This is a genomic window from Mesobacillus foraminis (assembly GCF_004340465.1).
GTDB classification, from domain to species: domain Bacteria; phylum Bacillota; class Bacilli; order Bacillales; family Cytobacillaceae; genus Mesobacillus_B; species Mesobacillus_B foraminis.
In genome coordinates this window covers 22,426-47,838 of record NZ_SLVV01000012.1, presented here as the reverse complement: position 1 = coordinate 47,838, position 25,413 = coordinate 22,426, and the positions used below count along the sequence as shown (strand labels likewise).

28 protein-coding genes are annotated in these 25,413 nt (G+C 44.5%); 11 read left to right on the top strand and 17 right to left on the bottom strand.

Going from position 1 to position 25,413, the window contains the following annotated elements:
• Positions 1 to 201: 201 nt before the first annotated feature.
• Positions 202 to 858, bottom strand: a complete 657-nt coding sequence (locus tag EV146_RS21020) for a potassium channel family protein (protein ID WP_121611211.1) — start codon at positions 856 to 858, stop codon at positions 202 to 204.
• A 1,132-nt stretch (positions 859 to 1,990) separates the two neighbouring features.
• Here EV146_RS21020 and EV146_RS21015 point away from each other — a divergent pair.
• Positions 1,991 to 2,779, top strand: coding sequence for an SDR family oxidoreductase (locus EV146_RS21015; protein ID WP_132010443.1), 789 nt, complete (start codon positions 1,991 to 1,993; stop codon positions 2,777 to 2,779).
• A gap of 28 nt (positions 2,780 to 2,807) precedes the next feature.
• On the opposite strand, the gene EV146_RS27205 is transcribed toward EV146_RS21015, so the two are convergent.
• The 5 genes from EV146_RS27205 to EV146_RS20995 form a co-directional block, all read right to left on the bottom strand.
• Positions 2,808 to 2,966: a hypothetical protein gene (locus EV146_RS27205; RefSeq protein WP_158287160.1), complete on the bottom strand. Its 159-nt coding sequence runs from the start codon at positions 2,964 to 2,966 to the stop codon at positions 2,808 to 2,810.
• The gene (locus EV146_RS21010) at positions 2,963 to 4,210 is read right to left on the bottom strand and encodes a Ger(x)C family spore germination protein (RefSeq protein WP_132010441.1); all 1,248 of its coding nucleotides are present in this window, start codon (positions 4,208 to 4,210) and stop codon (positions 2,963 to 2,965) included. The genes EV146_RS27205 and EV146_RS21010 overlap by 4 nt, the downstream gene beginning before the upstream one ends.
• On the bottom strand, positions 4,194 to 5,294 hold the full coding sequence (locus EV146_RS21005) for a GerAB/ArcD/ProY family transporter (protein WP_132010439.1): 1,101 nt from the start codon (positions 5,292 to 5,294) through the stop codon (positions 4,194 to 4,196). Before EV146_RS21005 ends, EV146_RS21010 begins: the two co-directional genes overlap by 17 nt.
• Positions 5,291 to 6,841 carry a spore germination protein gene (locus EV146_RS21000; RefSeq protein WP_241993998.1) on the bottom strand — a complete coding sequence of 517 codons (1,551 nt, stop codon included), beginning with the start codon at positions 6,839 to 6,841 and terminating at the stop codon, positions 5,291 to 5,293. Before EV146_RS21000 ends, EV146_RS21005 begins: the two co-directional genes overlap by 4 nt.
• Positions 6,842 to 6,993: 152 nt before the next feature.
• Entirely contained in the window at positions 6,994 to 7,197 is a 204-nt protein-coding gene (locus EV146_RS20995; RefSeq protein ID WP_121611207.1) for a hypothetical protein, read from the bottom strand.
• 166 nt (positions 7,198 to 7,363) lie between these two features.
• On the opposite strand from EV146_RS20995, the gene EV146_RS20990 reads away from it, so the two are divergent.
• A complete protein-coding gene (locus tag EV146_RS20990) occupies positions 7,364 to 8,368 on the top strand; it encodes a potassium channel family protein (protein WP_132010437.1) in 1,005 nt (334 codons plus the stop codon).
• On the opposite strand, the gene EV146_RS20985 is transcribed toward EV146_RS20990, so the two are convergent.
• From EV146_RS20985 to EV146_RS20975, 3 genes are all read right to left on the bottom strand, one after another.
• Positions 8,360 to 8,761 carry a YugN-like family protein gene (locus tag EV146_RS20985; RefSeq protein ID WP_132010435.1) on the bottom strand — a complete coding sequence of 134 codons (402 nt, stop codon included), beginning with the start codon at positions 8,759 to 8,761 and terminating at the stop codon, positions 8,360 to 8,362. The genes EV146_RS20990 and EV146_RS20985 overlap by 9 nt on opposite strands.
• A 136-nt stretch (positions 8,762 to 8,897) precedes the next feature.
• On the bottom strand, positions 8,898 to 10,247 hold the full coding sequence (locus tag EV146_RS20980; protein ID WP_132010433.1) for a glucose-6-phosphate isomerase: 1,350 nt from the start codon (positions 10,245 to 10,247) through the stop codon (positions 8,898 to 8,900).
• Positions 10,248 to 10,428: 181 nt separating this feature from the next.
• The gene (locus EV146_RS20975) at positions 10,429 to 11,592 is read right to left on the bottom strand and encodes an iron-containing alcohol dehydrogenase (RefSeq protein WP_132010431.1); all 1,164 of its coding nucleotides are present in this window, start codon (positions 11,590 to 11,592) and stop codon (positions 10,429 to 10,431) included.
• Between the two features lie 193 nt (positions 11,593 to 11,785).
• On the opposite strand from EV146_RS20975, the gene EV146_RS20970 reads away from it, so the two are divergent.
• Complete coding sequence (locus tag EV146_RS20970; protein ID WP_121613904.1) at positions 11,786 to 12,019, top strand: DUF378 domain-containing protein; 234 nt, start codon at positions 11,786 to 11,788, stop codon at positions 12,017 to 12,019.
• Between the two features lie 84 nt (positions 12,020 to 12,103).
• Here the strand turns inward: EV146_RS20970 and yugI are convergent, their stop codons facing one another.
• The gene (yugI, locus tag EV146_RS20965; RefSeq protein ID WP_121611202.1) at positions 12,104 to 12,481 is read right to left on the bottom strand and encodes a S1 domain-containing post-transcriptional regulator GSP13; all 378 of its coding nucleotides are present in this window, start codon (positions 12,479 to 12,481) and stop codon (positions 12,104 to 12,106) included.
• 192 nt (positions 12,482 to 12,673) lie between these two features.
• Between yugI and EV146_RS20960 the strand changes: the two genes are divergently transcribed.
• On the top strand, positions 12,674 to 12,880 hold the full coding sequence (locus EV146_RS20960) for a helix-turn-helix domain-containing protein (RefSeq protein ID WP_132010429.1): 207 nt from the start codon (positions 12,674 to 12,676) through the stop codon (positions 12,878 to 12,880).
• A 102-nt stretch (positions 12,881 to 12,982) separates the two neighbouring features.
• Here EV146_RS20960 and EV146_RS20955 read toward each other — a convergent pair whose 3' ends face one another.
• The gene (locus tag EV146_RS20955; protein WP_132010427.1) at positions 12,983 to 14,155 is read right to left on the bottom strand and encodes an aminotransferase; all 1,173 of its coding nucleotides are present in this window, start codon (positions 14,153 to 14,155) and stop codon (positions 12,983 to 12,985) included.
• Complete coding sequence (locus EV146_RS20950) at positions 14,155 to 14,655, bottom strand: Lrp/AsnC family transcriptional regulator (protein WP_132010425.1); 501 nt, start codon at positions 14,653 to 14,655, stop codon at positions 14,155 to 14,157. Before EV146_RS20950 ends, EV146_RS20955 begins: the two co-directional genes overlap by 1 nt.
• Positions 14,656 to 14,807: 152 nt before the next feature.
• On the opposite strand from EV146_RS20950, the gene EV146_RS20945 reads away from it, so the two are divergent.
• A complete protein-coding gene (locus EV146_RS20945) occupies positions 14,808 to 15,668 on the top strand; it encodes an alpha/beta fold hydrolase (RefSeq protein WP_132010423.1) in 861 nt (286 codons plus the stop codon).
• A gap of 18 nt (positions 15,669 to 15,686) precedes the next feature.
• Here the strand turns inward: EV146_RS20945 and EV146_RS20940 are convergent, their stop codons facing one another.
• The gene (locus EV146_RS20940; RefSeq protein WP_132010421.1) at positions 15,687 to 15,947 is read right to left on the bottom strand and encodes a DUF1871 family protein; all 261 of its coding nucleotides are present in this window, start codon (positions 15,945 to 15,947) and stop codon (positions 15,687 to 15,689) included.
• Between the two features lie 89 nt (positions 15,948 to 16,036).
• Between EV146_RS20940 and EV146_RS20935 the strand changes: the two genes are divergently transcribed.
• Entirely contained in the window at positions 16,037 to 17,206 is a 1,170-nt protein-coding gene (locus EV146_RS20935; protein ID WP_132010419.1) for a MalY/PatB family protein, read from the top strand.
• 713 nt (positions 17,207 to 17,919) lie between these two features.
• Here EV146_RS20935 and EV146_RS20930 read toward each other — a convergent pair.
• Positions 17,920 to 18,129, bottom strand: coding sequence for a hypothetical protein (locus tag EV146_RS20930; RefSeq protein ID WP_121611195.1), 210 nt, complete (start codon positions 18,127 to 18,129; stop codon positions 17,920 to 17,922).
• A gap of 100 nt (positions 18,130 to 18,229) precedes the next feature.
• Positions 18,230 to 18,928 (bottom strand): peptidylprolyl isomerase, encoded by a 699-nt coding sequence (locus tag EV146_RS20925; RefSeq protein ID WP_132010417.1) that lies wholly within the window; start codon positions 18,926 to 18,928, stop codon positions 18,230 to 18,232.
• A gap of 128 nt (positions 18,929 to 19,056) precedes the next feature.
• On the opposite strand from EV146_RS20925, the gene kapB reads away from it, so the two are divergent.
• Complete coding sequence (kapB, locus tag EV146_RS20920; protein WP_132010665.1) at positions 19,057 to 19,440, top strand: kinase-associated lipoprotein KapB; 384 nt, start codon at positions 19,057 to 19,059, stop codon at positions 19,438 to 19,440.
• A 45-nt stretch (positions 19,441 to 19,485) separates the two neighbouring features.
• On the opposite strand, the gene kapD is transcribed toward kapB, so the two are convergent.
• On the bottom strand, positions 19,486 to 20,103 hold the full coding sequence (gene kapD, locus EV146_RS20915; RefSeq protein ID WP_121611193.1) for a 3'-5' exonuclease KapD: 618 nt from the start codon (positions 20,101 to 20,103) through the stop codon (positions 19,486 to 19,488).
• 210 nt (positions 20,104 to 20,313) lie between these two features.
• A complete protein-coding gene (locus EV146_RS20910; protein ID WP_121611192.1) occupies positions 20,314 to 20,541 on the bottom strand; it encodes a hypothetical protein in 228 nt (75 codons plus the stop codon).
• 223 nt (positions 20,542 to 20,764) lie between these two features.
• Between EV146_RS20910 and EV146_RS20905 the strand changes: the two genes are divergently transcribed.
• The 4 genes from EV146_RS20905 to EV146_RS20890 are packed head-to-tail and all read left to right on the top strand — an operon-like array spanning position 20,765 to position 25,407.
• Complete coding sequence (locus EV146_RS20905) at positions 20,765 to 23,173, top strand: Na+/H+ antiporter subunit A (RefSeq protein WP_132010415.1); 2,409 nt, start codon at positions 20,765 to 20,767, stop codon at positions 23,171 to 23,173.
• On the top strand, positions 23,170 to 23,592 hold the full coding sequence (locus tag EV146_RS20900; protein WP_121611190.1) for a Na(+)/H(+) antiporter subunit B: 423 nt from the start codon (positions 23,170 to 23,172) through the stop codon (positions 23,590 to 23,592). Before EV146_RS20905 ends, EV146_RS20900 begins: the two co-directional genes overlap by 4 nt.
• Complete coding sequence (locus tag EV146_RS20895) at positions 23,592 to 23,933, top strand: Na(+)/H(+) antiporter subunit C (RefSeq protein ID WP_121611189.1); 342 nt, start codon at positions 23,592 to 23,594, stop codon at positions 23,931 to 23,933. Before EV146_RS20900 ends, EV146_RS20895 begins: the two co-directional genes overlap by 1 nt.
• Positions 23,926 to 25,407 (top strand): Na+/H+ antiporter subunit D, encoded by a 1,482-nt coding sequence (locus EV146_RS20890; RefSeq protein ID WP_132010413.1) that lies wholly within the window; start codon positions 23,926 to 23,928, stop codon positions 25,405 to 25,407. The genes EV146_RS20895 and EV146_RS20890 overlap by 8 nt, the downstream gene beginning before the upstream one ends.
• Positions 25,408 to 25,413: the final 6 nt, after the last annotated feature.

Below are 25,413 nucleotides of genomic sequence, written 5' to 3'. Positions count from 1 at the left end.
TGATTGCAGAGCACTTTTCCTGATTGCCCAGCTTTTATTCCTGATTGCATAGCTTTTATTCCTGATTTCATAGCTTTTATTCCTGATTACATGAAATATATTCCTAACAGGTGGATTCAGCATACTTTTTTACATATATTTGGAAAACCTAATCCCAGACTTATTCACCAAAACGTCAATTCTGTCCTTCCAGCTTTGCTATTACTTTGCCCGTTCAAACTTCTCTAAATCGCAGTTCTCCCCAATGACAAGTAATATATCGTCTGGCTCAAGGGTCTCCTCTGGGTCGGGGGCTATATTTATTTTATTTCGTTCTTTAATGGCTACAACCGTAACGTTAAATTTAGCCCGAAGATCGAGTTCACGGAGATTTCTGCCCTCCATGCTGGCAGGTACTTTGATTTCTTCAATGCTGTAATGATCAGCAAGCTCAATAAAATTAAGCACATTGGGTGATGCCATCAGCTGATGTGCCACCCGTTCGCCCATATCCCGCTCAGGAAAAATGATTCTGTCTGCCCCAACCTTGGATAGTACCTGCCCGTGGCTCTTGTTCTGGGCTTTTGCAACAACATGCTTCACACCCATTTCTTTCAGCAGCAACACTGTCAGAATGCTGGCCTGAATGTCGTCACCAATAGCGACGATAACTGTATCAAAATTCCTGATTCCAACTGCCTTCATGGTTTCTTCTTCTGTAGAATCGCCAATAACCGCATAGGAGACCGTATCTTTATGGTCGTCAATATTCTCTTCACTTTTATCAATTGCCAAAACCTCATGCCCCTCTTTAAAAAGAGTGGCCGCCACACTAGAGCCGAAACGGCCCATGCCAATCACTGCAAATTGTCTTTTCATGGTGTTCCTCCTAGCCAATCATGATTTCTCTCCCGGATATGGGTCTCAGACTGAAAATCTGTATATAAGCATGCCTGGGACGCTAAATCGTCGTTCAATAAGGGGAAAGGAATAAGAGAAATGCCTCCCCATTTAAATACCCGTACATTCTCGGCGATCAACCTTTTCACTCAGGTTGAACTAGTGCCTGATTTACTATATTTAGTATGGAACATGAGCCCTATATTATGTTTTCCGCCCCGGGTACTTCCTTCGGGGTATGTATTCCATAAGAAAAAAATGCCGAATGCAGTTATCATACCCCCTTCATTTTTTTCTGTAAAGACTGTGTAACCTGCCTATTCATCATCTCTGGTTTTTCTTGAAAATTTGTAAAAGGCAGCGCCCCTTTTCACAGCCCCGACACCGGTTTTTCATTAAATCCGAATGATTGATCGATAAATCCTGTTTTCTGATGCATAACTCCCAATAATCGATGCATAACTCTTCAGTAACGATGCATAAACCAGAATTTGTTTTAAATCAGGACATAACCAACTTAGGTTTTCCTCCCCTTTTCACAGCCCCGACACCGGTTTTTCATTAAATCCGAATGATTGATCGATAAATCCTGTTTTCTGATGCATAACTCCAAATAATCGATGCATAACTCTTCAGTAACGATGCATAAGCCAGAATTTGTTTTAAATCGGACATAACCAACTTAGGTTTTCCTCCCCTTTTCACAGCCCCGCTACTGGTTTTTCATTAAACCCGAATGATTGATCGATAAATCCTGTTTTCTGATGCATAACTCCCAATAATCGATGCATAACTCTCCAGGCAACGATGCATAAACCAGAATTTGTTTTAAATCAGGACATAACCAACTTAGGTTTTCCTCCCCTTTTCACAGCCCCGACACAGGTTTTTCATTAAATCCGAATGATTGATCTATAAATCCTGTTTTTTGATGCATAACTCTCCCACATTAATGAATATCTCCTTCCCAACTCATGGCAGCTTGCTAATTTGACAAGAATTTTTTACATACTTTTCTTTTACAGGGGGTATTAAAAGGGAAGCGGGTTTAATTCAAACAATTTTTGTGAATAAATCAATCTAGAAAATGTTCATTAGAGGAGGATGTTGGATGGAAAAAACATTGCAAGGTCAAACAGCAGTCATAACAGGTGCCGGCTCCGGAATCGGCCGGGCAGCCGCTCTTAAGTTAGCAGAAAATGGTGCAAGGGTGGCTCTGATAGATCTAAAAGAGGAGAATATCGCTGAGGTCAAGCAGCAAATTACAGATATGGGCAGCGAGGCCATGGTTCTCGAAGCAGATGTCTCAAAGCCGAAAGATGTCAAGGAGGCTTTCGAGCAGGTGGCATCCAAGTGGGGCCATGTTGGCGTTGTCTTTGCAAATGCAGGAATCAACGGTGTGGTAGCCCCGATTGAGGATATTTCACCGGATGATTGGGACGATACGTTGGAAACCAATCTCAAAGGCACATTCCTTTCTGTCAAGTATGCCATTCCCCATATGAAAGAAAATGGCGGCAGTATCATCATTACAAGCTCGATTAATGGAAACAGAGTATTCAAGAACTGGGGCATGTCTGCCTACAGCTCTTCAAAAGCGGGACAGGTTGCTTTTGGCAAGATGGCCGCACTGGAACTGGCTCAATACGGTATACGGGTCAATATTATTTGTCCTGGTGCAATCGACACTAATATTGACCAGAATACTTTTAAAAAGGAAGAACAGCTAAAAGAAATTATGATTCCGATTGAATACCCCGAAGGCAACCAGCCGCTTGAACAGGGAGCTGGAAAAGCCAGGCAGGTTGCAGACTTGGTCCTGTTCCTGGCCTCTGGACAATCATCCCATATCAGTGGTACAGAGATTTACATCGATGGTGTTGAATCACTCATTTTCTAGAAGAAAGCGGCCAGCCGGCCGCTTTCTTTTACTTTATATACGTAAAATAGGGCAAAACCAGGGCAATCACTGACAAAACTACTATCACAAATGCACCCGGTTTATTTTTCTGCTTCCATAATGATAACGCAAACCCGCAGGAATAGATCACCACTCCTATAACTGCCAGGTATATGGTATAGGTCAATCTCTCACTCCTTTAAAACCTGGAATTTTTGGCTGACGGCCAAATTCGCCTAACTCAACATCAACTTTTACCCCGATATCAATTTCGGGATAGGTTTTCATCCAATCGAATGTCATATATTCCTTCAGTGTCTTGAATTCCTTTCTGGCATAGAGAGACCAGCCAAATGGTTCGGCCTTGAATTCCTTTTGTGTCCTCTCCACTAGGTCAGCAATCTTCTTTTCCATGCTGCTCTCAATATAATCTTCCAGCTGGGCTGTTTCCTTTTTCTTTTCCACGTAATTGGTCATGCTGGGATCGCTTAGGATCTCAACCTTCAGCGGCAAAGTCACTCTAATCTTGGGATGCTTTTTATTCAGCTCCATTTTTACTGTTTTCTCTTTATGTGCAATTATTCTTGCAGACAGCTGATATTGTTCATGAAAAGGATCCTGAAAGGTCGTTATGATATCAGAGATCTCCGAGAATTCATTCAGCAGCATAACAAGCCGGTTTTCTTCCCCGTTCAGCTTTCCAATCATCCTTCCTTCGAGAAAGACAGCGGAGCCAAAAAATTCGGTTCTATTTGTCTCCCCTTTTACTTCAAGCTGCCCCGCATAAAACTCGTCCTGGGTTGGCCCTTGTTTCTCTTCCTCGGTGGTTTCGGAAGAGGTGTAGGCAGAGAGAAATACCTTTGCATCCTCTTCGGTAACACGAAAAAAGATATGGAGCTCCGAATCTGGAATCATGCCTGTCTCAATTCCCCGGTCAATCATATACTCATAGTATTTATGTGGCCGCGTCTCCATTTTAGGCTTATTCTTTTTTAAATAGTCCCCTACTTTTTCTTTGGTGACCACCAGCTGGGTGCTGCGCTTTATTTCTCTGTCCTTGACAGTTCCGTAGATGAATCGAAGAAAATCTTTATCACTGGCAAGCTCTTCCGAAACAAGAATAACTCTTAATAAGTCATACGATATTTCTCGTGCAATAACGGAGTTGGCTATATTCCTTGCGGAGATATAATCGGTTACATTAATCGTAATAAGCTCTGACGGTTCCTCCATGCTGCTTCCACCCGACTGCTGGGACCCTACTTCCGGATTGCCAATCAGATACGTGATTTCCAATGTTCCTTGTTCCTTTCCTTTATCCAGGCCAATCCCGATCACATAAGATTTCCGCTCAATTTCTTTATGATCCCAGCATCCTGCCAATAGAAAAAGGATGGGAACTAATAAAAAAAGCTTAAACAGAGGATTCATTTTTAAAATCCCCCCTTATTTTTGCTATAATCCACATTACACAGGGCAGCACAAAAAGCAGTGGACTGAGGACCTGCAGAGTCATATCCCTATTTTCGGAAATTGTAATTAGGGGTGTTTCTGGGGCAATTCCAAGAAGGATGAATATGACTGTAACCAGCGGGATTAAATACTCAAATTCACGGATTTTAAAAATGCCTCCCAGCAAAAGGACAAAGAGATAGATGTAAAAGGAAAACCGGATAAAGGTTGCAACGAGCCAGAAAGGGAAAAACAACGTTTCAACGTTTGTCAAAAAACCGATCTGAATATAACGGATCGTTTCATGGAACGGATAGTTCAAGATTTCAACGGAAGTGAAATCAAATAACATCACAAAAAGCATTAATGCAACAGTCAGCTCAACCGTTAGAATCAAGTAGGTCAAGAACATTCCTCTTCTAAAATCCTTAAAGGTTGCGACGAACGGGGCAATCAGCCCTGCATAAAAAAAGTCGCCAAAAATTGATAATTTTTGCGCTGCTGTTTTTACAATTCCGCCAACGCCGGGGCCTAAAATGGGAAAGAGGAGCTTCGAATTCCCCTCTTTAAAGGTAAAAAATAGGGCGACAATCAATGTTACTTTTGTATAAAAAAATACCAGCCAGGCGACAGAGCCAATATGTTCAACCCCTTTTTTTGCTCCATAGGCACTTACACACATAAGGACAGCAAAGATGGCGATTGTCGGGGTCTTTGTGAAGTACATGGTTCCGATGATATCTACGTATACCGAGGAGTCCATCACAATCGTCAACAACCCAAGGATTAAGAGAGTGAAAGAAACCATATTCCCTATAACCTTTCCGAAAAGATAGAGATTAATTTCATGAAGGTTCTTTCCCTTGTGCACCGATAGCACCTTGAGCAAAAGGATGGTCGGTATAATCAAGGCCATGCTGATTAATAACATGGAAATCCAGGCTGCGTTTTTGGCCCCGCTATATAGGTAGGTTGGGGTATCATCAGTAATTTTGGTCCCGATAAGAAGAAACAGTATTGCTGCAAATTCCCTGATTCCCATTTTTCCTTTTGTTTGTTTCATTTTGTGGAACCATCACCTTTTTTTTTCAAATCAGCCGGTTTGAGATAGCCAGGCCGGAACACCTCGCTGGTCACGACCTTTCTAAAAATGGTGTCCCCCGATGATACATAATGCGGGGACATCGGAGCCAGATATGGAACGCCAAACGATTTAATAGACACCATATAAAACAGCCCGGTTATAAAGAGGGCTGTCATCCCATAGATTCCAAACAAGCTTGCAGAGAAGATAAAACCAAACCGGACGATGCGAATGGCAAAATTAAGACTCACATCACTGATGGCAAAGGAACTGAGGCCGCTCAAAGCCACAACGATGATAACAATGGGGGAAATGATGTTGGCTTCTACAGCAGCCTGTCCAAGAATCAGTGCGCCAACGATCCCTATTGTGGGACCCATGGGATTAGGAACCCTTAACCCGGCTTCCCTGATCAATTCGAAGGCTATTTCCATAATAAGAATTTCAAAAAACGCAGGAAAAGGCACCCTCTCCCTGGTTCCCGCAATCGCAAGCAATAAGTCCGCCGGAATCATTTCAGCATGGTAGGTGGTGACGGCGACATAAATAGCCGATGTAAATAACGTAATGAATAAGGCCACAATTCTAATAATCCTGGAAAAGTTCCCAAAGGCAAATCTAAGATAATGGTCCTCGGGAGAATGGAAGTAGGACCAAAAGGTCGCCGGAAGAACCATGCAGTCTGGAGAGTTGTCCATCAGAAGGACGATATTTCCATCCTCAAGAAAGGAAACCGCGCGGTCAGGCCTTTCCGTATAAAGCACACTGGGAAAGAGGGAGTATCTCCTTTCCTCAATATACTGCTCGAGTAATGACAGGTTTTGAACAGCGTCAACAGAGAGATTTTCCAGCCGGGATTTAATATTGGCCACCATTTTTTCGTCTGCGAGATTGCGGATGTATAAGATTAAAACCTCATTTTTTGACCTTTCTGAGACAACGGTAGCCTCTACAATTAATTTCTCATTCTTAATCCGCTTACGGATCAGACTGAGATTGACAACGACTTTTTCGGTGAATGCCTCCTTGGGGCCTTTTATAACAGCCTCATTTTGCGGCTGTTCAATCGCCCGGCTTTCAAATTTGGCACAATCAACCATGTAGGCAGTGTGATCGCCATCCAAAAAAATTGCGGCATTTCCGAGGTTAAGATGTACGATTACCTTTTTTATCTCGGTAACAGGAGTCAGGATGGGATTAAAAATGATCTCACTGATCTTTGCATCATCATCCTGACATTGCAAAAGAGGCTTGATGATGCTTTCTTCCAGCCTCTTGCTGTCAATAATGCTGCTAATAAATAGGATTGCGGCTTTTCGGCCTGACTTCCCCAGCGTGAACTCTCTAATTTTCACATCCATGTTTTCCGGAATTTTATAAATTTGTTTAAAAAGATTTAAGTTGTCTGTTACCGAAGATTGAACAGATTTATTTTTTTCCCTCTTTTGGGAAGCCAGGGTGTCTTTTTTACTAAGCCTGGCCTTATCCTTCCTACGCCCCGCTATGTTTTTCAATCGTTTGAACAACCCAAGGTCCCCCTTTTTTACTGAAGGATTTTCCAGTTCTTCTTAGCTATTTGCCATTTCTGCCTTTTTTATGAATATCGTTCTATCCTGCTGATTGTTCCCTGTGTTATGTAAAATGTAAAAACCCTCCAAATTAATGGAGGGCCTTCTTATTACTTCCGCCAGCTGCCATTAAACAGTGACTTGAGCCCCAGATAAAAGAGCCCTAAAGAAAAAACAATAATGAGGATAACGGCAACAACCTTCAGGAATGGCATTAAGCCTGCGAGCATTCCTAAACCAGATAGACCGGCAACCTCCAGCAGTGCAAAACCAGCCAGAATATTGGCTAAAAATAATAAAATAATATAATACATTGCAATCCCTCCTTTTACTTTCAGATTATGCTGAAAGCGCTCGCAGGACTGGACAAATGCACAGTTCTCCATTGAAATGTTTTGAAACCTGAGTTGCACTGTTTTCAACCAGCGACATCAAGGGAATAATAGGTACTAATTTTATTGCCAGTAAGGAGTGACGAACGTGCACCAGCATATCTATATCCGCTTCATCAGGCTTCCTCTTATTTTTAGAATACTGCTCATTACTGCCGTATTGATTTGCCTTTTCGGCATCCTGATCCACATCCTGGAGCCTGATAACTTTCCTACAGTTTTCGATGGAATCTGGTGGGCTGTCATAACCGCTTCCACAGTGGGCTACGGAGACTTTGTCCCTCTCACACTGCCAGGAAGGATTGCAGGAATCATCCTGCTGTTAGTGGGTGCCGGCTTCCTGTCATCCTATTTCATAACCCTCTCTACTGTTGCTGTGACGAAGCAGGACGAATATATTAAGGGATACGCCCAATACCGGGCGGAAGGGCACTTAATCATTGTCGGCTGGAACGAGCGCTCCAGGGAAATTATCAGTTCTTTATCCGAACTGCGTCAGCATGTCATTTTAATTGATGAGTCCCTGCAGGAAAATCCGCTTCCATTTCATCACATTCACTTTATTAAAGGGAAGGCACATCGGGATTCAATTCTCCTCAAAGCCAATATCAACGGAGCGAAACAGGTCATCATCACGGCCGATCAAAATTTGGATGAGATGCAGGCTGACATGAATACGGTCCTGACACTGCTGGCAGTAAAAGGACTGAATCCGGATATTCTTTGCATTGTCGAGATTCTCACTAGCGAACAGCTCAATAATGCACAACGGGCAGGTGCAGATGAGATTATCCAGACAAACAGATTAACCAGCGCCGTCGTTCTGGACAGTATCCATAATCCCGGAGTGGCCAACTCCCTCCTTGATTTATTGGGTGAACTGAGTGCAAAGAACCTTAACTATCACCTTCCAAAACATGAATTACTTGGTTTAAGCTTTCAAGAAGCAAATGCTGTTTTGCTGTCCAAGGGGAAAATCTTGCTAGGAATAAAAAAAGGGAATGACGCAGTGAACGTCAATCCCCGGCAGGCGGTCAAGATTGAGAAGGAAGATCAGTTATTGGTTATTTCAAACGAGGAGAACCTACAATAATGCTGACTCTGTCTCCTTAATAAGAGATTTCCCGATTTCAATATATTGATTGGGCACTTTTCCGTCTTTTTGATCAGGCTCCTGAAACTGGTTGAATGCAGCAGAAATATTGCTGATGTTGGAATGGTCATCCAAGCCTCCTTCAAAAACATGAGAGAGCAGGAATGGACGCATGAGTTTTACAGTGCACCCTTTTGAGTCAAGCTGCCCGTCTACGGCCTCGAATGGAAGCCTGAGATATTGGTAGCCGTTATCGTCGGCGATTTTATAGTCAAAATACCCCTGGTCATATTCCCAGTTACCGCCAATCGAATATCCCATAGGCTTTAGTTTCTGTTCCAGCTGGTAAAGACCAAACTCTTTCCCTTCAATCTGAGATGGCATTTCAATCATTTTCCTCGTCCTTTCCTTTTCTGTTAGTGTTTACAAAAAAAGAGGTTTTCATGAAAAAAAGAGTGCCAATTCATAAACTGGCACTCTTTCTTGAATCAGCCTCCCGGATTTCGGGTAGCTGACCGCTTTTATAAAATTATTTCAAACGCTTTTCAAGCTCGGCCTTCTTCTCTTCGAATCCCGGCTTTCCAAGGAGAGCAAACATATTTACTTTATAGGCTTCCACTCCCGGCTGGTCAAACGGATTTACCCCCAAAAGATAGCCGCTGATGGCACATGCTTTCTCGAAGAAATACACGAGGTAGCCAAATGTGTACTCATCAAGCTGGGGAATGGTCACAGTGAGGTTTGGAACACCGCCGTCTGTATGAGCAAGCAAAGTACCTTCAAATGCTTTGTTGTTGACGAAATCGACAGTCTGTCCTGCCAGGTAATTCAATCCGTCCAGATCGTTTTCCTCTTCTTCAATCGTAAGCTCATGCCGAGGCTGTTCAACTTTAATGATGGTTTCAAAAATGTCCCTGCGGCCTTCCTGAACATATTGTCCAAGTGAATGAAGGTCTGTAGAGAAATTCGCTGATGAAGGATAGATTCCTTTTTGGTCTTTCCCTTCACTCTCCCCGAATAGCTGCTTCCACCATTCAGAGAAGTACATAAGAGATGGTTCATAGTTGATCAGCATCTCAATGGTCTTGCCCTTGTTATAAAGAACATTTCGGACTGCGGCATACTGGTACGCAGGATTTTCTTCGAGTTCGGATTTTCCGAAGTCTTCCTGAGCCTGAGCGGCCCCTTTCATCATTGCCTCGATATCTGCGCCGCTTACAGCGATTGGAAGCAGCCCAACTGCTGTCAAAACAGAATAGCGGCCGCCTACATCATCAGGGATGATAAAGGATTCATACCCCTCTTCATCAGCCAGTGTCTTAAGAGCGCCTCTTGCCTTGTCGGTGGTTGCATAGATGCGCTTACGTGCTTCCTCAGCACCATATTTTTCTTCAAGAAGCTTGCGGAAGATACGGAAAGCCAATGCAGGCTCTGTAGTTGTTCCAGATTTTGAAATAACATTGATGGAGAAGTCTTTTCCTTCCAACAGGTCCATCAGGTCCTTCATGTAGGTGGAACTGATATTATTGCCGGCGAAAATAACCTGCGGTGTCTGGCGCTTTTCGTTTGGAAGGGAATTATAGAAGCTGTGCTGCAAAAAGTCCACTGCGGCACGCGCCCCTAGATAGGAACCGCCGATCCCAATGACCACCAGGATATCTGAATCATTTTTAATTTTTTCCGCACATTTCTGGATGCGGGCGAATTCTTCCTTGTCATAGTCTGTCGGAAGGTTAATCCAGCCTAAAAAATCGCTTCCGGCACCCGTTTTTTCATGCAGGGAATGATGGGCAACTTTTACAAAATCTCTAAGGTATGTAACTTCGTGCTCCCCAAAGAAGCTTAAAGCCTTTGAATAATCAAAACGAATATGTGTCATGCCTGAACCTCCATTATATATTGGTCTCTTTATCACTTTATCGGAAGGCGGGACAAGAATCAAGAATACGCTTAAATGTAAACGCATTCAATTCAGACTATTTTTCGACAATGATGGAAATAAAAAATTCCGGCCGTGGGATGGGCCGGAATTCAGGTAGTCGCTCAGGATGTTGTTTCCCTCAAAGCGACATGCGATAAATATTCATGACGTCTTCTTTGTTCAATTTTGTAAAGTTTCCAAAATCGCCATTGATGACTGCTTTATCTGCCATTACCTCTAGCTGGCTGTCATCAATATCATAATCCGCCAGGCGTGAAGGGGCACCAATGCTGTTCCAGAATTCACTCAGCTTTTCGATGCCTTCCAGACCTGCCTCTTCGGCTGTCTTGCCATTCGGATCCACTCCAAACACGCGGACAGCGAGCTTTTGAAAACGCTCCGGCTTCACTTTGATATTATGCTTCATCCAGTTCGGGAACAAAATGGCCAGGCCGCCTCCATGCGGGATATCATACACCGCTGATACGGCATGTTCAATATTATGTGTAGCCCAGTCTCCACGGTATCCCATCGAAAGCATTCCGTTAAGAGCCATCGTTCCGCAATATAAAATCGTTGCACGATGATCATAATTTTCAAGGTCCTCCAAAAGCTTTGGAGCAGTTTCCATGACAGTCAGCAGCAAGCCTTCGCACATGCGGTCCTGAAATTCCGTGTTCTCGGTGAGATGGAAATAATGTTCAAATACATGTGACATCATGTCCACAATTCCATAGATTGTTTGGTCCTTTGGAACTGTAAACGTATTGACAGGATCCAGGATTGAAAATTTCGGGAAGACTGCAGGACTTCCCCATCCATATTTCTCCTTGGTTTCCCAATTCGTGATGACAGACCCTGAGTTCATCTCGGAACCAGTTGCGGCCAGAGTCAGCACCGTGCCAAAAGGCAGCGCATCCTGTGCAGGCACCTTTTTCGTCACGATGTCCCATGCATCCCCATGATATTTAGCACCAGCCGCGATCAGCTTTGTACAATCAATGACACTTCCGCCGCCAACTGCGAGCAGGAAGTCTATGCCTTCTTCCTTGCAAATATTGACTCCCTTATGGACAGTTGACAGCCTTGGGTTGGGTTCCACACCGGACAGTTCTGAAACTTTAGCCCCGATTGCATTCAATTGCTCAAGGACAGCATCATAAAGGCCGTTTCGCTTAATGCTTCCCCCGCCATAGACCAGCAAGACATTTTTTCCATAAAGAGGTACTTCGGTTTTCAGCTGTTCAAGCTGGCCTTTTCCAAAAATAAGCTTGGTTGGATTAACAAATGTAAAGTTGTCCAAAAAGATCACCTTCCTTCCATACCTATTATGTTGCATCTGTTTTAGCTTTGCAAAAGTTTAGTATCTCCTGTTGGATGGCTGGAATGTGGCTTGGGAATTTTTTTTTCAAAAAAATATTAAGCACAGCAAGAATATTTTTTTAAAGAAGCTACATTCTATAACTGAACCTATTTTAAAAGGAGGCAGCAGCACCTTGAGTACACTTCAACGCATAGCATTAATTCTGACTATTATTGGCGCAATTAACTGGGGTTTGGTTGGATTTTTTCAATTTGATTTAGTTGCATCCATTTTCGGAGGGCAGGACGCAGGGATTTCCAGAATCGTATACGGATTAGTTGGTCTTGCCGGCTTAATTAATCTGGGTCTTCTGTTCGCTCCAAGTGAACAGGCAGAGAAACAGCCTCAGACAAACCCAAACCGATAATTTTACCAAATCCGCCAACTGGCGGATTTTTTTGCATTCTAAGGACATAAAAAAAGCCGGGAAGTCCCGGCTTTTCGTCTGTTCTTATTGCTTGGACTGCGCAATCCATTCCTGAAGCTTGTCTTTTAAAGTATTGAACCCCTGGGAATCGTCGTCCTGGCTGATGATGGCAGCAGGGCGCTTGCGCGGTCTTTTTGGCTTTGCTGCCTGCTCAGGCGCTTCCTCCGTCGCACGAATGGAAAGGCCAATTTTACCAGCTGCTTCATCAACTGATAATACCTTTACCTGTACTTCATCTCCCACTTTTAGATGTTCATTAATATCCTTGACATAGCCGTGGGTAATTTCTGAAATATGAACAAGCCCCTGTGTATTCTCATCAAGTGCTACAAATGCACCATAAGGCTGGATACCTGTCACCTTTCCTGTTAAAATGCTGCCTGTTTCGATTTTCTCTGACATGAAAACACTCCTAAGAATATATTTATTTTATCCCATTTATACGCAATATAAAATTATAGCACAGTTGGCGCTCCATATCAAAGTAACCTTCCATTGCATAAATTAACTAAATGTTCAAATAATTAACTAACCTTCCTGGATAATCATGATAAAATAACGTATAGAGAATTATTTTTTAAGGGGTGAAGGGGAATGGCTTCTATTGGAGAAAAAATTAAAAATATCCGCGAAGAGCGGAAGATGAGCCTGGAAGAGCTTGCTTTAAGAATCAGGGTCGGAAAACATACGATTGAAAAGTACGAAGCAGATGAGAAAACACCTGATACCCAAACTTTGTTAAAAATATCAACCGTTCTCGATGTCCCTGCCTCCGATTTTGCAAAAGAAACAGGAGTGTAGGCAGAATATGTATAAAAACAGGGAAACTGGTTATGCTGATAGCATAAGGCTTTCTAGTATTCCCCCTTTTTTAGGGCAGCCCATGCCGGGCTGCCCTCTTTTTTATGATTTGATTTTTTCGAGGAAGCTGCCGATCCGTCTGACGGCTTCCTGCAGCTGTTCGATGGAGGTGGCGTAGGAACACCGGATAAATCCTTCTCCGCTTTCACCGAAGACATTGCCGGGTACGACAGCAACCTTTTCTTCCAGCAGCAGTTTTTCGGCGAATTGTTCTGAAGACAAACCGGTGGACTCAATGGATGGAAATACATAGAAAGCTCCACCTGGCGAATGGCAGCTCAGGCCCAGCTCATTAAAGGAACTGACCATATAATTTCTCCTCCGCCGATAGCTTTTCCTCATTTCCTCCACTTCATTGGCCCCATTCTTCAGGGCTTCCAAAGCAGCGTGCTGCGCCATTGTGGGAGCACACATCATCGCGTATTGATGGATTTTAAGCATCGCTCCCGAAATCTCCTTCGGTGCGCAGACATATCCAAGCCTCCATCCAGTCATGGCAAACCCTTTGGAAAATCCGGATATGAGAATGGTCCTTTCCCGCATGCCATCAATGGCCGCCATGCTGGTATAACCCGAGTCATAAGACAGCTCGGCGTAAATTTCATCTGAAATCACCAGTAAATCATAGCGCTCCGCAATTTCGGCAATGGCCTGAAGATCCTCCTTTTCCAAAAGGGTGCCGGTCGGATTATTCGGCGAGCAGATCATGATTGCTTTCGTTCTATCTGTTACCGCTTCTTCAAGGATATCCGAGGTGATTTTAAATCCGCGTTCCTTGGGAGCCTGAACAGGAACAGGCGTGCCTCCGGCAAGAGAAACGAGCGGACTGTAGGAAACAAAACAAGGCTCGACCACAATGACCTCATCACCTTGATCGACAACTGACCTTAAAGCAATATCAATGGCCTGGCTCGCACCGACTGTCACAATGATTTCGGATTCCGGGGAATAATGAAGTTTGAAGGCCTTTGACAAATAGGATGCAATTTCCTGCCTGAGCTCCAAAAGCCCTGCATTAGCAGTATAGGAAGTATAACCTTCTTCCAGCGAAAGGATGGCAGCCTCTCTGACCGACCATGGTGTAATAAAATCCGGTTCCCCCACCCCAAGGGAAATAACGCCTTCCATTCCCGAGGCCAGGTCAAAGAAGCGACGAATCCCAGAGGGCTTGATTTCACTAACTGTTCTGGATAGATAAGATTTCTTTGTTTTCATTATGGAGACACCACGATCCGCTTATCTTCTTCTTCAGGTTCAAAAATGGTGCCATCGTGTTTATATTTCTTTAAAATAAAATGGGTAGTTGTAGAAATAACGGAATCGAGCGTTGAAAGCTTGTCCGAAACAAACCGGGCAACCTCGTTCATCGAGCCGCCTTCGATAATGACCGACAAATCATATGCACCTGACATTAAGTAAACCGATTTCACCTCTTTGAAACGGTAAATGCGCTTGGCAATATCATCAAAGCCGACACCCCGCTTTGGAGTGACCTTAACATCGATCATGGCCGTCACGCCTTCATGTCCCTGTATTTTAGACCAGTCGACTACAGAAGTGTACCTGACGATAATTTTTAGTTCCTCCAGTTTCCGGAGAACCTCTTCAGTTTCATTTATGGGAAGGCCGATCATAGCTGCCAGGTCATCATTCGAGGTACGTGAATTTTTTTCCAGAATTTCAATAATTTCTATTTCCTTCTCGGTGAGTTTCATAAAGTCCTCCTAAGTGCTTCAAATAAGCCTATTATATCAAAATAGTCAGAAACATCATACGCTCATTTTTGCGATTTTGAAGTTTTAATATGTGTGGATAAGCAGAAGCAGGGAAGAATATAAAATATTTCCAAATCCAGGAGTTGATAACAATGGAAACAGACTATTTTTCCGGGTACAAGAACATTGACGGAATTGATCTCTACTATGAGCAGTATGCCCATCCTACTTCAAAAGAGACAGTTGTCCTGCTGCACGGATTTTTATCCTCCTTATTCAGCTTCAGGCATCTCGTGCCATTGCTGAAGGAGGAGTATTCCGTTGTATCAGTAGACTTGCCTCCATTTGGGAAAAGCGGGAAGTCCTCCTCAAATTTCAAATACTCTTTTAAAAGTCTTGCCGGGGCAGTTGCCTCACTCATGCAAACACTTAAAATCAGCCAGTATACTCTTATCGGTCACTCAATGGGAGGGCAGATTTCGTTGAACTTGCTTTACCATTACCCAGGAAGTGCAAAAAAAGCCGTCCTTCTCTGCAGTTCCGGATATTCCAAGAGATCGAAGCTCCCACTCATACTTTTAAGTTACCTGCCATTCTCATATCTCTATGTAAAATACTATCTGGGCCGGTCCGGAGTCGAGCAGAATTTAAGAAATGTTGTCTATGACCACTCGATGATTACCGAGGAAATGAGGGAAGGCTATTTGTCTCCATTTCTTGAAAACGGCATTTTCAAAGGATTGGCCCGGATGATCCGCCATCACGAAGGAGATCTTCCTGCCGATGCCATCCGTCAGGTTAAAGAACCCTGCTTGCTAATATGGGGAGAACACGACAAAGTAGTCCCCCTACATATAGGAAAGCGGCTGCATCAGGACCTTCCTGAATCCCGGCTCATTGTACTTAAGGAAACAGGCCACCTGGTTCCGGAGGAAAGGCCACAGGAAGTCTGCCGGCACATCAAAGGTTTTCTAAGGGAGCATGGTTCAGATACAGCAAACGGCAGCTGCTGATTGCAGTCTGCCGTCTTATTATAAATCGCAGGATCCCTGTTCCTTCACTGCGAGCAAGGTTTCGGCCAGCAATAAACAACTGTCAAAAGGGAGCAGCTCTTCGAAGGAGTATTCATAGATCGATTGTACCTTGATAGCCAGGTCATGCGGCTTGTCCATCTCTTGAACAGCGTAAATCACATCTGCAATCTCCGGATCGTATTCCCCTTGGCCGCGCCCAAATGGATCCCATTCATTCAGGATTTTTACCAGCTGGCGGTTGAGTTCTTGTATTTCCATATCATCACCTATATTTTTCACTTTTTATCAAAACTATTTTATCATGAAGACAGTGGATTTAGAAATGTATACAGGAGGATGGTGCAAAAATGGGTAATTATAATTTTAATGAAGTGATCGACAGGCTGCAGACAGCCTCCGTTAAGTGGGAGATGACCCGTGAGGTTTATGGAACAGGAGATGTTCTGCCCATGTGGGTGGCTGATATGGACTTCAAGCCTCCCAGCGAAGTAAGTGAAGCCATCACGGATCGTGTAAACCACGGGATATATGGCTATACCTTTATCACTCCTTCCGCATCGAAAGCTGTTCAAGGCTGGGTAAAAAAACGGCATGGCTGGGAAATCAGGAAGTCCTGGCTTTTTTACAGCCCGGGTGTTGTACCCACCATTAGTATGGCGATACAGGCGTTTACAGACCCTGGAGATAAAGTCATGCTCCAGTCACCCGTCTATACTCCTTTTTTCGGGATGACGGAAGAAAACGGACGAACAGTTGTCAACTCTACCCTAATCTATAAAGAAGGGAAATACGAAATCGATTTTGATGATTTTGAAAACAAGCTTAAGCAAGGTGTAAAGCTCTTTCTGCTTTGCAACCCGCATAATCCAGGTGGCAGGGTCTGGACCAAAGAGGAACTTATTAAAATTGGCGATCTGTGCGTACAGTACGACTGTTTGATTTTATCTGATGAAATCCATTCAGATCTGGTATATTCACCGCATCGCCATATTCCAATTGCCTCGTTGAAGGAAGAATATGCAAAGATTACCCTGACCTGCATTGCACCGAGCAAAACATTTAACCTTGCTGGCCTTCAGGCTTCCGCTGTCATCATTCCGGATGCCGACCTTCAAAAAAGGTTCAAGGAGCATCAGCATAGAAACGCGTTTTTCGGCCTCAATATTTTTGGCATCACCGGAATGCAGGCAGCCTATCTGCATGGAGAAGGATGGCTGGAAGAACTTCTGGATTATCTGAAAGAGAACCGCGATGAAATTGTTGATTATATCAAAGCCAATATCCCCGGGATTACCCCAGTGGTTCCAGACAGCACCTATCTGATTTGGCTCGACTGCCGGAAGATGGGACTATCAGACGACGAAATTAAGGACCGACTTCTGAACAAAGGAAAACTGGCTCTAGAACCCGGGGCAAAATACGGACCGGGCGGAGAAGGATTTGTTCGCCTTAACTTTGCCTGCCCTCGCGATACTTTAAGAGATGGTTTGGAGCGGCTTAAAAAGGCGTTTTCCTAAGGTATCGACAGGAACGACTCTGTAATACAGACGGGAAGCAATTCATTGCTTCCCGTCTGTGGATTTTAGGGGAGGAGCACGGGGAAAAAGAGAGAGTTATGGTGCCTATCCCTCATAAAGCCCAGGTGGAAGGGCGTGTAAAGAACACCTGCGTGACCTTTCTCCTCTTCATTCTCTGGGTTGCCCCGTAAATAACGTCTAAGTTACCTTCTTTACGCTGAGAAAAAGGTATGCAGATCCTGATCTTGGCTACGGTCCCTTTCCCTCATACTGCACCTCCGGAATAGTCACGTAGAACCTGGCTACCTTCCCTTTTCCTTATTCCACCCTCCGGAATGGTCACGTAGAACCTAGCTATGTTCCCTTTTCCTTATTCCGCCCTCCAAAATGGTCACGTAGAACCTGGCTACCTTCCCTTTTCCTTATTCCACCCTCCGGAATGGTCACGTAGAACCTGGCTATGTTCCCTTTTCCTTATTCCGCTCTCCAAAATGGTCACGTAGAACCTGGCTATGTTCCCTTCCCCTTCTTCTCCCCTCCTAAATGGTCACGTAGAACTTGGCTACCTTCCCTCCCCTCCTTCTCCCCTCGAGAAGGGTCTCCTAAATCCCTCCTACGCGCAAAAGAAGTCATAAAACAATGTATCCGAATCTTCTCCACCTTGCATAATAAAAACAAAGAGATGCCCCTTCCCGGGACACCTCCTTCACTGGTCAACTATTTTTGCTGTCTTCTGCCATTCTCTGCTGCAAAGCCTTTTCATATTCTTTTGCTTTTTGAGCTTCTTTTTTGGAAATTCGGATAATGAACCTCATGGTAATGGCTGCAGCGACAAAGAAGATCATTAACCAAATGGCAGCTGGAATATATTCGGACTTATCCTCAGGAAAGTACAGAAATAATGAGAGTATCAACCAATTCATAAAGCTAGCTTCCTTTCTGCCCGGCGGCAGTCATTCTACACTATTATAACATGGGGAAGCCTCTTTCCAATGCGAAAGTTGCCCCGGCAAAAGAAGCCACCTACTTTAAAATGTTGATCTTTTTAATGATAATCTCCTCTTTCGGCTTTGATTCCACCGCTTCAGCTCCAGCAATCCTGTCTACAACGTCCATCCCCTCGATTACCTGGCCAAATACAGTATGTTTGCCGTCGAGCCAGTGAGCCCCGCCTTCCTCTTGATAGGCTGAGGCTATTGCATCAGGGTATTTCCCATCGACTTCTCCCTGAAGATTTTTACTTTGGACAATAAAAAACTGGCTTCCGTTTGTGTTCGGACCTGAGTTTGCCATGGATAATGCACCGCGGATATGAAACAAGCTGTCTGAGAATTCGTCTTCAAAAGGCTCGCCATATATACTTTCTCCGCCTCTTCCTGTTCCTTCAGGATCTCCGCCCTGAATCATGAAATCATTGATGACCCTGTGGAAGGTCAGGCCATTGTAATAGCCCTCCTCGCTGTGAGTGATGAAGTTTTCTGCCGCTTTTGGAGCCTGTTCAGGGAACAGCTTAATTTTCACTTTTCCCATGGATGTCTCCATCTCAATCAGCCTTTCATTATCCGCAACCTCTGATGTCAATTGAGGAAAATCCTTAGGACTGGATTGTTCTCCGTTTTTCCCGGATTGCCCTCCTTCTTCATTAGTATTTTCGGTATTCGTCCCGCATGCGCCGAGAAGCATGAATGACAATAATAGTGGAACCATTAGCAGTTTCCGCATACAAACACTCCTTGCCTTTTCATAAACTTATAGTTTCTGCTTTGTTTTTAGTTTTACTTGTCCCATAATATAAACCATGATATTGAAATAATCCAGTTGTTTACATTCTTTCAGGGGAGCTGAATATGATGAGCGAGTTCAAGGTTGGAGACAAGGTAACAGCCATTTATAAAACCGGGAAATATATTGGGGAGATCACAGACATCAGGCCGCAAGCCTATCTTGTGCGTGTACTTGGTGTCACAAAGCATCCGACGCAAGGAGACCTTCACAGCCCCAGGGATGCAGAAGGTGTTTTTTTCCATGAAAGACGGGCCCTCGCCTGCAGGGAACAGGCAAACATCCCTAAACAGATGGTGAAGCATTACGAAGGAGAAATCCCGGACTATCAGGTCTCTCTCAGGGAAGCAATTGCAAAAATCCGGGACCAGTTAAAAGCGGATTCATCGGAGTGGGCGGAACAAAGCCTCAAAAACATCGATACACTTGAAAAAGACTATTTCAATAGTTGAATACAGCCGCAAGAAAGCCAGTTAACACATTGGTTGACTGGCTCTTCAGGCAAATTTATTCAAAAGCTTGGAAAAATCGACGCGGTCGCCAATTGTGGTCGGCTTCGGGCGCTCAAGGTATTGCTTATCTTTTTCCACCAGTTTGTAAATATGGTAGGTTGTCAGGGCGTCATCAAGCGCACGATGGTGCCTTCCCGTCCCTTCTCTGCCATACTCCTGCACGGCTTTCCACAGCCCGGTCTGATTCTGGTCACCAAAGAACCTCTTATATTCCATCGAAAGATCCACTTCAGCTCCCTTAAGCGGGAACGGAAGCCCTGCCTGCTGGCAATTATGGCGGAGGACTTTCATGTCCATGTTTCCCCAGGTGATAATAGATGCAGGCAGCTGCCCCATCCTGCCCAGACGGTTCACAAGCTCTTGAAAGGAAATTCCTGTATCCACCTGTTCCTGGGTAATATTCAAAAACGACTTGCATCTTTCGGACAAAACAGGAAACCTGATTGGGGCTACATAGGAAGAAAACTGTTCAACTATTTGGCCATTTTCGACCAGAACAATTCCAGCCTCTATAATTTCCTGATAAAATCCCTTTCGCCTGCCGTGGCGGTCAGGCATTGTGAACTCGAAATCAATAAATATGGCCCGTTTTTTTTCTTTCATGTTCCCCCAACTTTCCTAAGATCTTATAGCTGGAAATTCAATAAATTTTTTATACTATTATACCACGATTCCGGCCTATTTTTTTAACTTTTCTGCAATTTTATATTTCCCTTAATAATCTTTTATGCATTTTTTTGCTTTATTTGAGAACTTTTTTTGTTTTCGTCCGTACTACAAAAAAGAGGATGAACTTTGTTCACCCTCTTTTGCCTATTCACCCTTGATTTGGATAATCTTTACATACTCCCTTGGAGCAAAGATTTGCTGGGGGTCAATCCCAAGGGCAGAGTTGTTTTCTAATTGCTGGACTTGAATCCTCCCATCCCTGTTTTCAGCTGCCTGCCGCTCTGAACTCCGGCTTTCCTGCCGGTTCAGCATAAAACCCCCGGCAAGCATCAGAAAAAATAGGGATAAACAGATAAAAACCTTTTTCGCCATAAACATCCCCCTTACTTCCATAGGGTTCCATTTTCAGCCGGTTTTATACCTAGGGAGTGCGGCAGGGGTCGGATACATGCATAGGTGTTTTATTTAGGTTATAATTTGTGTTGCAGCTTGGCACAATTTGTCGAGTTTGGTATTTAAGTACGGCATTGGTTAAAAACTAAAACATGGGGGCAACATCGAAAAACAGAATTATTTTACAAGGGAGGCTACGAATTTGTCATTGCTTCATTTTGCCATCATTTCACCTTTAATTTTGGCTATCTTTATTCCGATGCTACATAAGTATTTTCATAAAATTCATACAGGCTGGTTTCTCCTGCCGCTTCCAGCCCTGTTGTTTTTCTACTTTATGTCATACTTTCCTGAAACCGCCCACGGCGAATCAGTAACAGAAACGCTGCCCTGGATTCCTTCCCTGGGTATTGACTTCGCAGCAAGAATCGATGGGCTCGGCCTGCTGTTCGCCTTGCTGATAACCGGGATCGGGGCATTGGTTGTTCTGTACTCGATTTTCTATTTGTCTAAAGAAAAGGAAAAACTGAACCAGTTTTATGTCTATTTGCTGCTGTTCATGGGGGCCATGCTCGGAGTGGTACTCTCGGACAACCTCATTGTCCTATACTCCTTCTGGGAGCTGACCAGCTTCTCCTCCTTCCTGCTGATCGGCTACTGGAACCATAGGGAGAGGTCGCGCTATGGGGCGCAAAAGTCGATGCTGATCACAGTGTTTGGCGGTTTATCTATGCTGGGGGGCATCCTTCTTCTTTATTTGATGACCGGGACGTTCAGCATTTCAGAAATTATCGGCATGGCTGGCGAGATAACCGGCCACCAATTTTTCATACCTGCCCTGATCTGTTTTCTTTTGGGCGCTTTTACAAAATCGGCCCAGTTTCCGTTCCATATATGGCTCCCGGATGCGATGGAGGCTCCGACCCCTGTCAGTGCCTACCTGCATTCCGCTACCATGGTTAAGGCGGGGATTTATTTAGTTGCCAGGCTGACACCTGTCTTTGCCGTTTCGGGTCTATGGGTATGGCTGGTTGCCGGAATTGGAATCCTGACGCTGTTCTGGGGCTCATTTTCTGCAGTTAAGCATAACGACCTTAAGGGCATCCTTGCTTATTCAACCATCAGCCAGCTCGGGATGATCATGTCCATGCTGGGTGTTGGCGGCATTGCCCTCCATTACGGGAATGTTGAAGACGGCTTTTATACCGTGGCCATAACGGCGGCTGTGTTCCATTTGATTAACCATGCCACTTTTAAAGGCAGCCTTTTCATGGTTGTTGGAATCGTGGATCATGAGACCGGTACGCGCGATATTCGGAAACTCGGCGGCTTGATGACTCTCATGCCTATTACGTTTACACTGGCTGCGATTGGAACATTCTCAATGGCAGGCTTGCCTCCATTCAACGGCTTCCTCAGCAAGGAAATGTTCTTTACAGGAATGCTTAGGGCAAAGGAGATCGGGCTGTTTAACTTTGAAACGCTGGGAATCTTGTTTCCTATTGTAGCCTGGATCGCCAGCGTATTTACTTTTTTATACAGCATGATCCTTGTATTCAAAACCTTTACGGGAAAATATCAGCCGGAAAAGCTGGAGAAAAAGCCGCACGAGGCACCGGTCGGCATGCTGATTCCGCCTGTTATCCTTGTGTCGCTGGTCGTTATCATTGGCCTGTTTCCCAATATTATTGAAACACTTATTGAGTCGGTCATGGGCGCGATCCTTCCTTCCCTGTTAGCGGAAGGCCATGAGTTCCATGTGCATATCTCTCATTGGCATGGCTTCGATTCGCCCGAGCTATGGATGACAGCAGGAGTGATAATTGCCGGTATCCTGCTTTACAGGAACCTGCCGCGCTGGTCGGGTATCTATAACAGAATGCCGGAACGGTTCTCCCTCAATCGTTTTTACGATACAGGGCTTGAAAAGACCCAGCTGGGGGCCATGCGTTTTACAGGTTTGTACATGAATGGATTTATCCGTACCTACCTGGTTTATATATTCACTTTTATGATTTTTATTTTAGGGACAACGATGGTCTATAAAAATGCATTTAAGCTTGATACTTCAAATGTTGCCAACATTCACTACTTTGAAGTGGTGCTTGCGGCGATTATTGCAATTAGCTCGATCACCATCCTGTTTTCCAAATCCAGATTGACCTCCATCATCCTGCTGGGTGCTGTGGGGTACACGGTTTCCCTGTTCTTTGTCATCTTCAGGGCTCCGGATCTCGCTTTGACCCAGCTGGTGATTGAAACAGTATCGGTCGCTTTGTTCCTCCTGTGCTTTTACCACTTGCCGAAGCTCGGGAAAAATGAGGAGCGAATGGGCTTTAAGCTGGGCAACCTGCTTGTATCCATCGGAGTAGGCGCCATTGTCACTCTGATTGCCCTGTCGGCGCACAGCAATAAAGAGTTTAATTCCATTTCGGAATACTACGTTGAAAATACGTATAAAAAAGCTGGCGGAGAAAACATGGTGAACGTCATTCTCGTAGATTTCCGCGGGTTTGATACTTTGTTTGAAATTACAGTGCTCGGAATTGCAGCCCTTGGAATCTTTGCGATGATCAAACTGCGAATGACAAGGGGGAAAGAACAAGGATGAAGACAAATGATCTCATTTTGCAGACCGTTTCAAAAGTGATTCTGTTCCTCATCGTCCTCTTCTCACTCTATATGTTTTTTGCCGGCCATTACCATCCCGGGGGAGGATTTGTCGGAGGGCTGATGACATCCGGTGCCATCGTGCTGATGCTGCTCGCATATGACATCAAGACTGTGACCACCATCCTTCCGGTTGATTATAAGAAGATGATTGCAGTGGGCTTGCTGTTTGCGGCAGGCACGGCTGCAGGAGGGCTCCTTTTCGGGGTGCCTTTCCTGACCCATGCCTTTACGTATGTGGACCTTCCGCTGCTCGGGAAAACATCGCTTCACACCGCTGTGCTATTTGATACGGGGGTTTACCTTGTTGTCATCGGTGTAACGATGACCATTATTCAGACGATTGGAGAGAGCGAATAATGGAAATATTAATGGCTTTTCTAATTGGAATTTTATTTATGTCAGCAACTTATCTTATGCTGTCTAAAAGCTTGCTTCGAATTATTGTCGGTACAGGCCTCCTTAGCCATGGAGCCCATTTGCTGATCCTGACCATGGGCGGGTTGAAACGCGGGGCCGCCCCCCTGCTGGGACAGCATGCTGAAGCCTATGCCGATCCGCTCCCGCAGGCTTTAATTCTGACAGCCATTGTTATCAGCTTTGGAGTAACAGCCTTTTTCCTGGTTCTCGCCTACCGTGCGTATCAGGAGCTTGGAACTGATAACATGGATCGCATGAGAGGAAAGGAAGGAAATGAATAGTTTAATTATCTTGCCTATACTGATACCACTATTGACAGGAATCATCCTGATTTTCTTCAGCAAGAACATCCCGGTTCAGAAGCTTATTTCTGTGATCAGTTCCTTGCTGATGGTGCTTTCGGCTCTCTACCTGGCTGTTGCGGTTTATCAGGACGGGATTCAAACCATGAATTTAAGCAACTGGGAGGCTCCCTTTGGCATTACGCTCGTGTCGGATATGCTGTCGGCACTTCTTGTCCTGACAACAAGCGTCATTGCGCTTGCCTGCCTGCTGTATTCTTTCCGCTCCATCGGAAAAGAGCGGGAGAGTTTCTTTTACTATCCTGTTTTCTTCTTCCTTGTTCTAGGAATCAACGGGGCCTTCACGACAGGCGATATTTTTAACTTGTTTGTATTTTTTGAGGTCATGCTGATGGCATCTTATGTTCTGCTTGTTCTCGGCGGGACCAAGATTCAACTTCGGGAAACTATCAAATACATACTGGTTAATGTGATTTCATCAGCTTTGTTCGTGATTGCTGTTGCCTATCTGTATTCCGTTGTCGGCACGTTGAACATGGCCCACATTTCCGAAAGGATCAGCCAGATTGGCCAGCCAGGAATTGTTACCGTAATTGCCGTATTTTTCCTGCTTGTATTTGGGATCAAAGGAGCGATTTTCCCGCTTTACTTCTGGCTCCCTGGGTCTTATTACGCACCACCCGCCCCTGTCATGGCGATGTTTGGTGCCCTCCTGACGAAGGTAGGGGTTTACTCGATCACCAGGACCTATACTTTGTTTTTCTATCATGACACAGGCTATACGCACGGGCTTCTCGAGATTTTGTCCATTTTCACCATTATTGTTGGTGTGATTGGTGCAATTGCCTACTCCGACGTAAAAAAAATCATCATTTATAACGTCATTGTTGCAGTAGGAGTGATTCTTTTTGGGGTGGCTACACTTACAGAAGAATCTCTGGCTGGTTCGGTCTTTTACCTCATTCATGACATGATCATAAAAGCTGCGTTATTCCTGCTGATCGGCATTATTGTTAAAATTACAGGAACGAGCAGCATCAAGAAAATGGGCGGATTGATTCACCAATATCCCGGGCTCGCCTGGACCTTCTTCATTGCAGCACTTGCATTGGCAGGTATCCCGCCTTTAAGTGGATTTGCCGGTAAGGTCCTGATCGTCCGTTCCGGACTAGAAAGCGGAAATTACTGGGGCGCTGGAATTGTCCTGCTATCCAGTCTTTTCGTCCTGTTCTCTGTCATGAAAATCTTTATCAATGTTTTTTGGGGTTCACCCCGGGCCTATCGACAGCAGGAACCTGTACCAGCAAAATGGCTTCTTGCTGCCCCTGCAGTATTAACCGCATTTGCTGTTCTTTACGGACTGGGTACTGAAGCCCTGTATCCAATCATCTCTCTTGCTGCCGAGACACTGAGCAACCCGGAAATCTATATCAATGCAGTATTAAAGGAGTAGTGGGCG

Coding starts and splice junctions, on each gene's coding strand:
- EV146_RS21010 (WP_132010441.1), bottom strand. CDS start 4,210: ATGAATCCTCTGTTTAAGCTTTTTTTATTAGTTCCCATCCTTTTTCTA.
- EV146_RS20925 (WP_132010417.1), bottom strand. CDS start 18,928: ATGCGGAAACTGCTAATGGTTCCACTATTATTGTCATTCATGCTTCTC.
- EV146_RS20910 (WP_121611192.1), bottom strand. CDS start 20,541: ATGGCGAAAAAGGTTTTTATCTGTTTATCCCTATTTTTTCTGATGCTT.
- EV146_RS20895 (WP_121611189.1), top strand. CDS start 23,592: ATGGAAATATTAATGGCTTTTCTAATTGGAATTTTATTTATGTCAGCA.
- EV146_RS21005 (WP_132010439.1), bottom strand. CDS start 5,294: ATGAAACAAACAAAAGGAAAAATGGGAATCAGGGAATTTGCAGCAATA.
- EV146_RS20955 (WP_132010427.1), bottom strand. CDS start 14,155: ATGAAAACAAAGAAATCTTATCTATCCAGAACAGTTAGTGAAATCAAG.
- kapD (WP_121611193.1), bottom strand. CDS start 20,103: ATGAAAGAAAAAAAACGGGCCATATTTATTGATTTCGAGTTCACAATG.
- EV146_RS20935 (WP_132010419.1), top strand. CDS start 16,037: ATGGGTAATTATAATTTTAATGAAGTGATCGACAGGCTGCAGACAGCC.
- EV146_RS20940 (WP_132010421.1), bottom strand. CDS start 15,947: ATGGAAATACAAGAACTCAACCGCCAGCTGGTAAAAATCCTGAATGAA.
- kapB (WP_132010665.1), top strand. CDS start 19,057: ATGAGCGAGTTCAAGGTTGGAGACAAGGTAACAGCCATTTATAAAACC.
- EV146_RS20945 (WP_132010423.1), top strand. CDS start 14,808: ATGGAAACAGACTATTTTTCCGGGTACAAGAACATTGACGGAATTGAT.
- EV146_RS21015 (WP_132010443.1), top strand. CDS start 1,991: ATGGAAAAAACATTGCAAGGTCAAACAGCAGTCATAACAGGTGCCGGC.
- yugI (WP_121611202.1), bottom strand. CDS start 12,481: ATGTCAGAGAAAATCGAAACAGGCAGCATTTTAACAGGAAAGGTGACA.
- EV146_RS21020 (WP_121611211.1), bottom strand. CDS start 858: ATGAAAAGACAATTTGCAGTGATTGGCATGGGCCGTTTCGGCTCTAGT.
- EV146_RS20890 (WP_132010413.1), top strand. CDS start 23,926: ATGAATAGTTTAATTATCTTGCCTATACTGATACCACTATTGACAGGA.
- EV146_RS20995 (WP_121611207.1), bottom strand. CDS start 7,197: ATGTATTATATTATTTTATTATTTTTAGCCAATATTCTGGCTGGTTTT.
- EV146_RS20950 (WP_132010425.1), bottom strand. CDS start 14,655: ATGAAACTCACCGAGAAGGAAATAGAAATTATTGAAATTCTGGAAAAA.
- EV146_RS20900 (WP_121611190.1), top strand. CDS start 23,170: ATGAAGACAAATGATCTCATTTTGCAGACCGTTTCAAAAGTGATTCTG.
- EV146_RS20930 (WP_121611195.1), bottom strand. CDS start 18,129: ATGAATTGGTTGATACTCTCATTATTTCTGTACTTTCCTGAGGATAAG.
- EV146_RS20960 (WP_132010429.1), top strand. CDS start 12,674: ATGGCTTCTATTGGAGAAAAAATTAAAAATATCCGCGAAGAGCGGAAG.
- EV146_RS20985 (WP_132010435.1), bottom strand. CDS start 8,761: ATGATTGAAATGCCATCTCAGATTGAAGGGAAAGAGTTTGGTCTTTAC.
- EV146_RS20980 (WP_132010433.1), bottom strand. CDS start 10,247: ATGACACATATTCGTTTTGATTATTCAAAGGCTTTAAGCTTCTTTGGG.